The sequence below is a fragment of the Streptosporangium sp. NPDC002721 genome (assembly GCF_042888905.1).
Classification (GTDB): Bacteria; Actinomycetota; Actinomycetes; order Streptosporangiales; family Streptosporangiaceae; genus Streptosporangium.
In genome coordinates this window covers 100396-112647 of the sequence record NZ_JBIAQI010000006.1, presented here as the reverse complement: position 1 = coordinate 112647, position 12252 = coordinate 100396, and the positions used below count along the sequence as shown (strand labels likewise).

The 12252-nt window shown below is 71.6% G+C and carries 11 protein-coding genes; 4 read left to right on the top strand and 7 right to left on the bottom strand.

All coding sequences use genetic code 11. The features are described from left to right. The first annotated feature begins 7 nt into the window (after positions 1-7). Complete coding sequence (locus ACFYWM_RS09745; RefSeq protein ID WP_389911365.1) at positions 8-265, top strand: DUF5999 family protein; 258 nt, start codon at positions 8-10, stop codon at positions 263-265. On the opposite strand, the gene ACFYWM_RS09740 is transcribed toward ACFYWM_RS09745, so the two are convergent. The 3 genes from ACFYWM_RS09740 to ACFYWM_RS09730 are packed head-to-tail and all read right to left on the bottom strand — an operon-like array spanning position 229 to position 3568. Beyond that, on the bottom strand, positions 229-1416 hold the full coding sequence (locus ACFYWM_RS09740) for an FAD-dependent monooxygenase (RefSeq protein ID WP_389911363.1): 1188 nt from the start codon (positions 1414-1416) through the stop codon (positions 229-231). The two genes, ACFYWM_RS09745 and ACFYWM_RS09740, sit on opposite strands and share 37 nt — an antisense overlap. A 28-nt stretch (positions 1417-1444) precedes the next feature. Further along, a complete protein-coding gene (locus ACFYWM_RS09735; protein ID WP_389911360.1) occupies positions 1445-2671 on the bottom strand; it encodes a DUF3500 domain-containing protein in 1227 nt (408 codons plus the stop codon). Positions 2672-2674: 3 nt separating this feature from the next. Next, positions 2675-3568, bottom strand: a complete 894-nt coding sequence (locus ACFYWM_RS09730; protein ID WP_389911357.1) for a fumarylacetoacetate hydrolase family protein — start codon at positions 3566-3568, stop codon at positions 2675-2677. A 161-nt stretch (positions 3569-3729) separates the two neighbouring features. Between ACFYWM_RS09730 and ACFYWM_RS09725 the strand changes: the two genes are divergently transcribed. The 3 genes from ACFYWM_RS09725 (at position 3730) to ACFYWM_RS09715 (ending at position 7735) form a co-directional block, all read left to right on the top strand. Further along, positions 3730-6030 carry a phosphoketolase gene (locus ACFYWM_RS09725; RefSeq protein ID WP_389911354.1) on the top strand — a complete coding sequence of 767 codons (2301 nt, stop codon included), beginning with the start codon at positions 3730-3732 and terminating at the stop codon, positions 6028-6030. Positions 6031-6188: 158 nt separating this feature from the next. Further along, a complete protein-coding gene (locus ACFYWM_RS09720) occupies positions 6189-7136 on the top strand; it encodes a TIGR03557 family F420-dependent LLM class oxidoreductase (protein WP_389911352.1) in 948 nt (315 codons plus the stop codon). A 125-nt stretch (positions 7137-7261) separates the two neighbouring features. Beyond that, positions 7262-7735, top strand: coding sequence for a hemerythrin domain-containing protein (locus ACFYWM_RS09715; RefSeq protein WP_389911350.1), 474 nt, complete (start codon positions 7262-7264; stop codon positions 7733-7735). Between the two features lie 224 nt (positions 7736-7959). Here the strand turns inward: ACFYWM_RS09715 and ACFYWM_RS09710 are convergent, their stop codons facing one another. The 4 genes from ACFYWM_RS09710 to ACFYWM_RS09695 form a co-directional block, all read right to left on the bottom strand. After that, a complete protein-coding gene (locus ACFYWM_RS09710; protein WP_350976162.1) occupies positions 7960-8247 on the bottom strand; it encodes a Fe-S cluster assembly protein HesB in 288 nt (95 codons plus the stop codon). A 144-nt stretch (positions 8248-8391) separates the two neighbouring features. Beyond that, positions 8392-9111: a TetR/AcrR family transcriptional regulator gene (locus ACFYWM_RS09705; protein ID WP_389911347.1), complete on the bottom strand. Its 720-nt coding sequence runs from the start codon at positions 9109-9111 to the stop codon at positions 8392-8394. Between the two features lie 36 nt (positions 9112-9147). Beyond that, complete coding sequence (locus ACFYWM_RS09700) at positions 9148-10362, bottom strand: FAD-dependent monooxygenase (protein WP_389911344.1); 1215 nt, start codon at positions 10360-10362, stop codon at positions 9148-9150. Between the two features lie 350 nt (positions 10363-10712). Next, positions 10713-12089 carry an FAD-dependent oxidoreductase gene (locus ACFYWM_RS09695; RefSeq protein WP_389911342.1) on the bottom strand — a complete coding sequence of 459 codons (1377 nt, stop codon included), beginning with the start codon at positions 12087-12089 and terminating at the stop codon, positions 10713-10715. Positions 12090-12252 lie beyond the last annotated feature (163 nt).

Sequence of the window (12252 nt, the reverse complement as noted above, 5' to 3'; positions counted from 1 at the left end):
GTACACCATGTGCCCGCACGAGACACCATGCCCTTCCGCGTACGCGCCCGGCAGGGAGGCCGCGAGGCCGATCGCCTCCCACCCCGAGCAGGGCTGGAGCCTGCTCTGCAACGGGGTGGTGCTCTTCGAGGACACCGGCGAGCTGCTGCCCGACGGCCGGGCGGTCCCGCCGCACCGCCCGCCCGTCGCGTCCGCCAGACCTGCCGTGCCCGCTCAGGCCGTGCCCGCTCAGCCCGCCATGGCGGCCTCGGGGTCGTGGCCGTAGAGCCAGGCGCTCTGCCGGAGCGGGTCGCTGCCGGCCAGGGCCGCGTCGCGCTCCAGCTGGGCGGGCCCGTCGGGCAGGTGGTTCTGCACCTCGCGGCCCCGGCTCATCAGCTGCACCCGTGAGGCCCGGGGCTTGCGGATCTCCTCGTAGCGGGCCAGCGCCTTCTCCGCCGTCCCGGGGGTGGCGTCGCGCAGGCAGCTCGTCAGGACCACCGCGTCCTCGACCGCCTGGGCGGCGCCCTGGCCGAAGAAGGGCAGCATCGAGTGGGCGGCGTCGCCGAGCAGGGCCACCCGTCCCGACGTCCAGCGCTCCAGGGGGGAGCGGTCGTACAGGGCCCAGCGCTTGGTCTCGGTGGCGGCGGCGACCAGTTGCCCCAGGCGGGGGTCCCAGGTCTCGAACTCGCGCGCCAGGTCCTCGATCCGCCCGTCGGCCGTCCACGACTCGACGCGCCACTCGCCCGCGGGCACGATCGCGACGATGTTGATCAGCTTTTTGTCCCGGATGGGGTAGTGGACGAAGTGGCGGCCAGGGCCCAGCCAGAGCGTCTGCACCCGGCGCAGCGCCAGCTCCGGTGCCCGCTCGGCGTCGACCAGGCACCGGTAGGCGCACAGGCCGGAGAAGCGCGGCGGCTCCTCGTCGACGACCGAGGGCCGTACGGCCGAGTGGATGCCGTCCGCGCCGATCACCACGTCGGCGAGCACCGTCGTCTTCACACCACTGGTGTCGGTGAAGACCAGCTCGGCCTCGTCGTGGTCCTGCTGCAGCACCTCCAGCCGCCGGTCGGTCCTCACCGCGTCCGCGGGCAGCGCCTCCAGCAGCATGTCGAGCAGGTCGGCCCGGTGCGCGACGTAGCAGTCGGTGCCGTACAGCCGCCGGCACTCCTCGCCCATCGGCTGGGCGGACAGCACCCGGCCGTCCTGCCAGCGCCTGAACTCCCAGGCGGTCTCCAGGGGTACGGCGAAGGAGGCGAGGCGCTCGCCGAGCCCGGCCCGTACCAGCGGGCGGACCATGTTGGGGCCCACCACGATGCCCGCGCCGACCTCGCGCAGCTCGGCGGACTGCTCGTACACGACGGCGTCGAGGCCGGCCTGGCGCAGCAGCAGCGCGGTGGCCAGCCCGCCGAGCCCTCCTCCGACAATGGCGATCTTCACTCAGGGGTTCCTCTCGTCGGGCGGCGTCTCACCCCGCGGCACCGCGGTGTTCCTCGATGAGGTGTCTCATCAGCAGGTCCTCGCCGAAGTCATTGGCCGGGTCGCGCCACACGCTGTGGGCGTGGTTGGCGTCGTCCTCGGTGTTGTCGAACTCGATCAACGTGACCGGGCCCTGGATCCGGTAGTAGTGGCCGAGCCCGTAGTCGTCGGCGCCGGCCCAGGCGAAGTGCAGGTCACCGTCGCCCGCGGCGCGGACGCGGTCCATCTCGGCGGCCACCTGGCCGGGCCTGGCCCGGTCGAGGTAGCACTCCAGCAGCTCGTCGAACGCGCGCCGCTGCGGGGCGGTCAGGTCGGCGGCGGAGATCCCGCGCGGGTGCGACCTGATGTAGCGCAGCGCCTGCCGGTCGGCCTCGGTGATCATCGCGTCCCGGCGGCCGACCCCGTGCAGGTCGGGCAGCTCCACCTCGCCGATCCTCGGCACCGTACGGGTGACGAAGTCCGCCGGGGGCACCGGGTGGATGATCGCCCGCGCCCGCCGCCCGTCGTCCAGCGAGCGCAGCAGCGCGAACCCCAGGTCCTCCTCCTCGCCCAGCACCCGGTACGGGCCGAAGCGGGCCGGTTCGGAGCCCAGCAGGAACGGCGTCACCGCCAGGTGGTCCTGGTTGACGACCGTGAAGTTCAGCGACAGGTGGTGGCCGACCAGCCGCCATCCCCACACCGAGTCGGGGTTGGGCTGGCCGAAGAACGTCAGGAAGTACATCCCCGGATTGCGGAACTCCCTGGCCACGTGCCCGAACCGCTCCAGGTTCAGCTCGCGCAGCACGTGCTCCAGCGAGATCACCTGCACCACCTGCGCGTACGCCCGCTCCGAGCAGCACTGGGCGATCAGCCGGTGCGCCAGGATGCCCTGGTCGAAGCTCAGGTCGCGCAGCGGCACCCCGGCGCGTCCCGAGGCGGGCAGGAAGTTCCAGTTCGAGCGGTCCGCGTCGTCGAAGGGCAGCAGCGCGCGGGAGCGCTGCTCGCCGTCCAGGGCGTCGTACAGCGCCATCGCGGCGAAGGTGATCAGAGTGACGTTGAAGTCCCCGGGACGCTCCTCAAGACCCGAGCGCGCTGTCCGCCCGGCGGGGGAGTGCTGCCCGGCAGGGGAGTGCTCATGGAGGGCGCCGTGCTCATGAGCGGGACCCTGTTCATGAGCGGGACCCTGTTCATGAGGGCCCTGCTCGTGGGAGTGGCTGAGATGCGAGGTCCGCGACATCGGTCAGCTCTCCGGCCAGGCCACGATCGGGTTGCGCACCGGCCCCAGCCGGTCGATCTCCACCTCGACCACGTCCCCGGGCACCAGGAGGCGTGCCGGGGTGCGCGCGTACCCGACCCCGGCGGGAGTGCCGGTCGCCACCAGGTCGCCGGGGCGCAGCGTCATGGTCCGGCTCAGGTGCGCCAGCACCCGCCCGACCGGGAAGATCATGTCGCTGGTGTCGCCGTCCTGGACGACCTCGCCGTTGACCCGGGTCACCAGCCGGAGCCCCTTCGCCGGGTCGCCCACCTCGTCGGCGGTCACCACGGGGCCGATCGGCCCGCTGTGGTCGGAGTTCTTGCCGAGCGTCCACTGCGCGGTGAGCCGCTGCGCCCGGCGGGCGCTCAGGTCGTTGAAGGTCGCGTAGCCGAACACCCCCGCCAGCGCGGTCTCCTCGTCCACGCAGCGCAGCTCGGTGCCGACCACCGCGACCAGCTCGACCTCCCAGTCCAGGCCCTCCTCGTCCGGCGGCACCGGGACGGGCGTGCCGTCGACCGCGAGCGACGCCGTCCACCGGCCGAAGATCGCCGGTGTCTCCGGGATCGGGAAACCGCCCTCGGCGGCGTGCGCCCGGTAGTTCAGCCCGACGCAGATCACCCGCGCGGAACCGGCCACCGCGGGGGCCGGGGTCAGCCCGGAGAGCTCCAGCTCCGCGGCCTCCCGCCCGGCGGGCTCCTCTCCGGTGAGCGCCCGCTCGCGCGTCCCCGGCTCGCCGCCGGTGAGCTCGCGCGCCCTGGCGGTCCAGGCGGGCAGGTCCTCGTAGAACTCGCCCGCCTCGGCCAGCGGCGCCACCCGGCCGTCGCCGGTCAGCACGCCCACGTGGATCTGACGCCCGTCCCGAAACCCGACAAACCTCATCGTTCACTCCCGACGTTCCCGATTTAGGGAACCACAGCAGTCTCGAACGCACCCTTGCGTCGCTCCAGACTCATCCGGAGATCTTCGTACATTCCATCCCAATGCGGTAGGGGGAGTTCGCCGGATGGGGTTCGAACGCCTCAGCTGGGAACTGTCGAGGTATGGACGCACTCGCGCACGTCGACGCCTACTGGCGCGCGGCCAACTACCTGTCGGTCGGCCAGATCTACCTGCTGGACAACCCGCTGCTGGCCGAGCCGCTGCGGGCCGAGCACATCAAGCCCCGGCTGCTGGGGCACTGGGGGACCACGCCGGGGCTGAACTTCTGCTTCGCCCACCTGAACCGGGTCATCGCCGAACGCGGCCAGGACATGATCTACATCGCCGGTCCGGGGCACGGCGGGCCCGCCGCGGTGGCGCACGCCTGGCTGGAGGGCTCCTATACCGAGAAATATCCGGATATCACCCGGGATGGGGAGGGGATGCGGCGGCTGTTTCGGCAGTTCTCCTTCCCCGGCGGCATCCCCTCCCACGTGGCGCCCGAGACGCCCGGCTCGATCCACGAGGGCGGCGAGCTGGGCTACTCCCTGGCGCATGCGTACGGGGCCGCGTTCGACAATCCCGGCCTGGTGGTGGCCTGTGTCATCGGCGACGGGGAGGCCGAGACCGGGCCGCTGGCCGCCAGCTGGCACAGCAACAAGTTCCACGCGCCGGGCCGCGACGGCGCCGTGCTGCCCATCCTGCACCTGAACGGCTACAAGATCGCCAACCCGACCGTGCTCGCCCGCATCCCCACCGACGAGCTGGTCAAGCTCATGGAGGGGTACGGATACCGCCCGCACCTGGTGTCCGGGGAGGAGCCCGAGGCCGTGCACCAGATCATGGCCGAGACCCTGGAGACGGTGTTCGACCAGATCGCCGAGGGCGGCCGCCCGCCGATGATCGTGTTGCGGACCCCGAAGGGGTGGACCGGGCCGCGCGAGGTCGACGGGCTGCCGGTGGAGGGCACCTGGCGCTCCCACCAGGTGCCGCTGTCGGGGGTGCGCGACAACCCCGAGCACCTGGCGATGTTGCAGGAGTGGATGCGCTCGTACCGGCCGGAGGAGCTGTTCGACGCCGAGGGGCGGCCGGTGGCCGAGGTCCTCGGGACGGTCCCCGAGGGGCCGCTGCGGATGAGCGCCAACCCGCACGCCAACGGCGGCGAGCTGCTGCGCCCGCTGGCGCTGCCCGACTTCCGCGAGCACGCGGTCGAGGTCAAGTCGCCCGCCACCGCCAGCACCGAGCCCACCCGGGTGCTGGGCGCCTTCCTGCGCGACGTCATCGCCGCCAACCCGGAGAACTTCCGGCTGATGGGTCCCGACGAGACCGCCTCCAACCGGCTGCAGGCGGTCTTCGAGGTCACCGACCGGGCCTGGGACGCCGAGCTGCTTTCGACCGACGAGCACCTGGGGCAGGGCGGCCGGGTGATGGAGGTGCTGAGCGAGCACCTGTGCCAGGGCTGGCTGGAGGGCTACCTGCTGACCGGCCGCCACGGTTTGTTCAACTGCTACGAGGCGTTCATCCACATCATCGACGCGATGTTCAACCAGCACGCCAAGTGGCTGGAGTCCTCCCGGAAGATCGGCTGGCGCAGGCCGGTCGCCTCGCTGAACTACCTGCTGTCCTCGCACGTGTGGCGCCAGGACCACAACGGCTTCTCCCACCAGGATCCGGGCTTCCTGGACGTGGTGATGAACAAGAAGGCCGAGGTGGTGCGGGTCTACCTGCCGCCGGACGCCAACACGTTGCTGTCGACGGCTGAGCACTGCCTGCGCTCGCGCGACTACGTGAACGTGATCGTGGCGGGCAAGCAGCCGGTGCTGGACCTTTTGCCGATGGACGAGGCGATCGCGCACTGCACGCGGGGGCTGGGCGTGCTGGAGTGGGCCAGCACCGACGCCGGGACCGAGCCGGACGTGGTGCTGGCCTGCGCGGGCGACGTGCCCACCCTGGAGACCCTGGCGGCGGCCGCCCTGCTGCGCGAGCACCTGCCCGAGCTACGGGTCCGGGTGGTCAACGTGGTGGACCTGATGCGGCTGCAGCCGCCCACCGAGCACCCGCACGGCATGTCCGACGCCGAGTTCGACACGCTGTTCACCGCCGACCGGCCGGTCATCTTCAACTTCCACGGCTACCCGTGGCTCATCCACCGCCTGACCTACCGCCGCAACGGCCACGCCAACATCCACGTGCGCGGCTACAAGGAGGAGGGCACCACGACCACGCCGTTCGACATGGCCATGCTCAACGACATCGACCGCTTCCACCTGGTGATGGACGTCGTCGACCGCGTTCCCGGGCTGGCCGAGCGCTCGGCGCACCTGCGCCAGCACATGGTCGACGCCCGGCTGCACGCCCGCGCCCACACCCGCGAGCACGGCGAGGACCCCTCCGAGATCCGCGACTGGACCTGGCCGTACTGACCCGGCCGACCTGCCTTCCCGGGCTCGCGGACGGGTTGCGCCGCGTCCCCGGGGAGGTCAGGGAGGAGATCGCGCCGACCTTCTCGCGCTCCCTCGTTTGACCTTCCCGGACAGGGTAAGGGAGACGTCGCCGCAGCTCAGGCGATCGGGGAGGGAAAATGACCACGTTCGGGTACTTCTTGTCGAGCGAGGAACACGGGCCGGCGGAGCTCGTACGGCAGGCCAAGCTCGCCGAGCGGGCCGGCTTCGAAAGTCTGTGGATCTCCGATCACTTCCATCCGTGGCTGGACGCGCAGGGCCAGAGCCCGTTCGTCTGGTCGGTGATCGGGGCGGTGGCCCAGGCGACCTCGCTGCCCATCACCACCGCCGTCACCTGCCCGCTGGTCCGCACCCACCCGGCGATCATCGCGCAGGCCGCCGCCACCAGCGCGGCGCTGTCCGGCGGACGGTTCCGGCTCGGAGTCGGCACCGGCGAGGCGCTCAACGAGCACATCCTCGACTCGCGCTGGCCCCCGGCCTCCGAGCGGCTGGAGATGCTCGAGGAGGCGGTCGAGCTCATGCGGAAGCTGTGGAGCGGGAAGCTGGTGACCCACCGGGGGGAGCACTACCGCGTCGACACCGCCCGCCTCTACACCCTTCCCGACGAGCCGCCGCCCGTCTACATGTCCGCCTTCGGGGACAAGGCGGTGCAGCTGGCCGGGAAGATCGCCGACGGCTACATCTGCACCTCCCCGAGCGCCGACCTGGTGGAGAAGTTCCACAAGGCGGGCGGGGCGGGCAAGCCCTCCCAGGGCGGGCTGAAGGTCTGCCACGCCGCCGACGAGGCCACCGGCCGCAGGACCGCGCACCGGATCTGGCCGACCGAGGGCATCCAGGGCGAGGCGATGCAGCTGCTGCCGCTGCCCCGCCACTTCGAGGAACTCGCCGAGATGGTGACCGAGGACGACATCACCGCCCCCTGCGGCCCCGACCCCGAGGTGCACATCAAGGCGATCAAGGAGTACGTCGACGCGGGCTTCGACGAGGTCTACATCAGCCAGATCGGCCAGGAGCAGGACGCCTTCTTCGACTTCTACGCCAGAGAGGTCCTGCCCAGGCTGCGCTGACATCCTTCCCCGAGTCCTCGGGCCGGTGCCGCACGGTTACGAGATCTTCCAGAAGAAGCGGGACGGGGCCGTCAAGGTCCTGCTCAACCCCTGATCACACCGGACAAGTTTCTAGAAGGAGAAGAATGGACGCGATCGTTTTGCTCAAGGACGACCACAAGACCGTCGAGAAGCTGTTCAAGGAGTTCGAGAACGCGGGCGAGCGGGCGTACAAGAAGAAGCGGGACCTCGTCGACCAGATCATCGAGGAGCTCACCGCCCACGCCCACATCGAGGAGCAGATCTTCTACCCGGCCGCCCGCGAGAGCGTTCCGGAGACCTCCGACCACGTCCTGGAGAGCGTCGAGGAGCACCACGTGGTGGTCTGGATGCTCTCCGAGCTGAGGGGGCTCGACCCGCAGGACGAGCGGTTCGACGCCAAGGTCACGGTGCTGATCGAGAACGTGCGCCACCACGTCGAGGAGGAGGAGCAGGAGTGGTTCCCGCAGGTGCGGGAGGCCATGGGACGCAAGAGGCTCCAGGAGCTCGGCGAGGAGATGGAGAAGGCCAAGGCCGGGGCGCCGAAGGACCCGCTCGCCCTGAGCAGCGCCCACTCCTGACCCCCGGGGGCACGGGGCCCTGGGGAGGCGAGGCGCCCTCGCGGGGAGACGACGCGTCCTCTCGTACGTCCGGCGGATCTCGGAGGGCGTGCCCCACCGGCGGCCACCGGCCGCTCGAAGTCGCCAGGAGTCGCCAGGAGTCGCTTGGAGTCGCCAGGAGGAATACGCGGGCCCCGGTCCCCTTCAAGGGGACCGGGGCCCGCCGCCGGGTGTACCCCGGGTGGTCAGTGAAGCTGTTCGGTGACGAGGAACGCGACGCCGCCCCCCTCGTCGACGTCCGCGTCCAGCGACTTGTCGTCGAGCATGTCCACGACCTGCGGGTCGAGGAAGATTCGTGCCCCTTCCGACTCCACCACCCTGTCGGCGGATTCGGGGTGTTCCGCGATCGAGAGCACGAGCGATCCGGTTCCGTCGCTCTGGGATGAAATGCGAACCCCGGTGTCCGGAGAGTCTGTCACCTGCGAGCTGAGATCCCGGATTACCTGGGCTGCCGTGTCCGTCAATGTGAGCATTGCTACTCCTTGTCGGGATCGGGACTTGGATTCTTCGCCCTTGCCCGCTCTCATCCGGCCCAACCATCCCCGCGGTTTTTCCCGCGCCCGGTCGATCATGCGAGCGCGCCGTGGTCCGGCGTGCCGCCACCACAGGTCAGGCCGTCACTGGCCGGGCGCCTGGCTTCGGTCGATGAAGTCCAGGACCGCGTTCCGGGTCTCCTGGAGAGTGGCGATGACGTGTTCGGCGGCCGCGGCGAGGGTCGTCCCGCCGGGCGGGGCGGGGGGTTCGACCATCAGGGCCACGGTGTCGGCGAGAACCGCGTACGGGTCGCCGACGCCGGGCGGGGCGGAGGACGGGTCGGAGACGGCGGCGAGGAACCCGGTGAGCACGGCGTGCACGGCGTAGGCCTGGTCGGGCAGGGGCCGGTCGTGGCGGATCAGGCCGTGGCTGTGCAGGATCGGCATGACCGTCTGGCACAGGGCGGCCGGCTGGGTGCGGGCGAACAGCTCGCGGTCGCCGGTCCGGTGCATGAGCAGCCGCAGCAGGTCGGCGTCACCGAGGTGCAGGCGGAGTGCCAGCGGCAGGTGGTGCGTGGTGTGCAGCAGCAGCGCGGCCAGGCGGTGGGGCCGGACGGTGGCGGGGTCGGCGCCGAGGCGGTCGATGATCACTTCCAGGCCGGTGAGCAGGTCGCGGGCGAAGAGCCCGCGGATGAGGTCCTCCTTGCTGGGCCAGTACAGGTAGACGGTGCCCTTGCCGACACCGGCGGCCCGGCTGATCTCCGAAACGGTGATCTTGCCTGCCCCGTGGTCGAGCACCAGCTCGCGTGCGCTGTCGAGGATGCGGGCGGCCTTGCGCGAGTGGTGTTCGACCAGCTGGCTCACCGGGATCGCTTCCCTTTCCTCCGGAGCGGGGGCGCCTCAGACGGCGGCGACGTCCAGCTCCTTGTTGTTCGTGTCGGGGCCCTTAATGATCTTTGTCATGGCCTGCCCGAGGAGCGGGGCGTGCATGAGGCGCAGCATCGCGGCGCGCAGGAGGTGTTCCTTGCGGTCGTGCGGAACGAACATCTTACGCATGAGCAGGGCGCTGCTCTGCTCGGTGCGGACGAAGGGGCGCATCCGGGCCTCCCACGCGCGAAGCGCGCCGGGCAGGTCGCCCGGATGGCGCCGCAGCATGGTGCCCAGCAGCTCGCCTCCGGCGATGCCGCTGGAGGCCCCCATGCCCGCGTACAGGGTGACGCACCAGGCGGCGTCGCCGATCAGGACGACCCGGCCGCGGTGCCAGTGCGGCATCCTGACCTGGTTCACGGAGTCGAACAGGTGCTCCGGGGCCTGCTCGAAGCGGGTGAACAGGTGCTCCAGCAGTGGCCCCGGGGGCTTCGGGCCGAAGGCGGCGCGGATGGACTCGATCGCCGGTCGTTCGAACTGGGCGTCGATGTCGTCGGTGCGGTAGGAGAACAGCAGGCTGGGCGCGTGGTCGCGGAAGGGGAAGACCGTCGCCGAGCGTCCCGGTTCGGCCAGGGTGAGCCCCTCGTCCTGCCGGAAGCCCTCGACCGGCCCGTCCAGGACGGTGGCGCCGACCATGTAGTTCAGCGGGTGCAGGTACCGTCCGGGTCCGAAAGCCAGAGCGCGCACGGTCGAGCGCATCCCGTCGGCGCCCACCACCAGGTCGAAGCGCTCGGTGACGTCGGTGCCGGACGCGGTGTCGTGGAGGGTGACCCGCGCCGCGAGGTCGTCCTGCGTGATGCGGGTGGGCACGGTGCCGTAGCGGATCTCCACGTCGGCGGGCAGCGCGGAGAACAGCGCCTGCTCGATGTCGCCGCGCAGCAGCTGCCTGGGCCTGACCGGCAGGTTGGCCGGGCTCATGCCGGGGGTGCGGCGCCCGGCGCGGTTCACCTCGTGGGTGACCCTCCCGGGGACGGCGCGGTCGCCGATCGCCTCCAGCACGCCGAGCCTGCGCGCGGGGGCGGCACCCGCGTTGAACAGCATGATGAAGTACCCGCCCGCCCGGCGCGCGGGTGCGCGTTCCACGATCACCGGCTCCCAGCCCACCTGGCGCAGCCGCAGCGCGGTGGCGATGCCCGTGATCCCGAGACCGACCACCAGGGCCCGGCCGCCCCTGCCGGTGTTCGTCATGACGACTCCTTCCAGATGCCTGCCTCCACCATAAATGACTAACTGACCAAAATGGTTCTGTTGGTCAGTTTTGCGCGCGTGAGGTACCTCACGGCCGGCCCGCGCGGATCGGCTCACCTCGCGGACGGGGACACGCTCGGGAGAGGACGGGGCACGCTCGGAGGGGACGGGGACACGTGCGAGAGGGGCGGGGGCACGCTCGGAGGGGACGGGGGCACGTTCAGGTGGGGACGCCGAACTCAAGGGGGGCGCGCGGGCCTCGGTCGACGCGGGTGGACCCGGAGGCGACGGGAACCGGCCCCGGGCCCATGACCGGTGCGGCCCGCCAAGCCCCTTTCGCGAACCGGGGCTCAGGCCTTCCCGTCGAGGCGGTCGATGTGCTCGGCCGCCTTGCGCGCGGCGATCAGCACGGGGTCCCACACGGGGGCGAACGGGGGAGCGTACGACAGGTCGAGCCCCGACACCTCCTCCACCGTCATCTCGTTCCAGATGGCGACGGCGAGGGCGTCGATCCGTTTGGCGGCGCCCTCCTGGCCGACGATCTGGGCGCCCAGCAGGCGGCCCGTCCCCCGGTCGGCGATCGTCTTGATCTTCATCGTGCGGGCGCCGGGATAGTATCCGGCGCGCGTGGTGGACTCCACGATCCCGCCGACCGGCTCGAACCCGGCCCTCGTCGCCTCCGTGGTGCTCAGGCCGGTGCGCGCCACCTCGTACTCGCAGATCTTGGAAACCGCGGTACCCACGACGCCGGGGAAGGCGGCGTGCCCGCCGCCGATGTTGATGCCCACGACGCGTCCCTGCTTGTTGGCGTGGGTGCCGAGCGCGATCGCGACCGGCCGCCGGGAGACCAGATGGAAGGTCTCGACGCAGTCCCCGGCGGCCCAGACGCCCTCCACCGGGGTCCGCATCCGCCGGTCGGTCACGATCCCCGAGGTGTCGCCGACCGGGATGCCCGCGGCCTCGGCCAGCGCGCTGTTCGGCCGGGTGCCGAGCCCGAGGACGACCAGGTCGGCGGGGAGGGTCCGGTTCCCGGTACGGGCCGCCGTGACCCGCCCGCCGGACTCCTCGAAGCCCTCGATGGACTCGCCGAGGTGCACCTCCACGCCCAGGTCGCGCAGGGCGTCGGCGACGAGGGCGCCCATGTCGGGATCCAGCGTGCTCATCGGCTGCTCGGCGGCGTCGACGAGCGCGACCTCCAGCCCGCGGCGCACCAGCGCCTCGGCCATCTCCAGGCCGATGTAGCCGCCGCCGACCACCACGGCCCTGCGCGGCTTGTCCTCCAGGGCCCGCAGCAGCGCGACGCCGTCGTCCAGCGTCTGCACCCCGTACACCCCCTCGGCGTCGGCGCCGGGCAGGTCGGGGCGGCCGGGAACGGCGCCGGTGGCGACCACGAGCTGGTCGAACGGCTCCCAGGCCGGGTCGCCGCCCCCCTCGCCGCGTACGGCCACCGCGCGCCGGTCCAGGTCGATCTCGACGACCTCGCTGTGCAGCCGCAGGTCGATGTCCAGCTCGTCGCGGAACACCTCCGGGCGCCGGGTGACCAGGGACTCCACGTCGGTGACCTCCCCGCCCACGAGATAGGGGATCCCGCAGGCCGAGTAGGAGGCGTGCGCGCCCTTCTCGAAGGCGACGATCCGCAGGTCCTCGGGCCCGCGCCTGCGCCTGGCCTGGGAGGCCGCGCTCATCCCCGCGGCGTCGCCGCCGATCACCACCAGTCGTTCGGCCATGGTTCCCGCTCCCCCCTGTGGACCGCCGATGGTACGGCTTCCACCAGGGGACCCGCTCAAACGACCGCCGCGCCACGCCGTGCGCGTCACGCCGTGCGCGTCGCGTACGGGGAAGTCGTCACGGCCATGTCCTCCTGCTCTTTCATCGTGTGTGGTCCCCGGC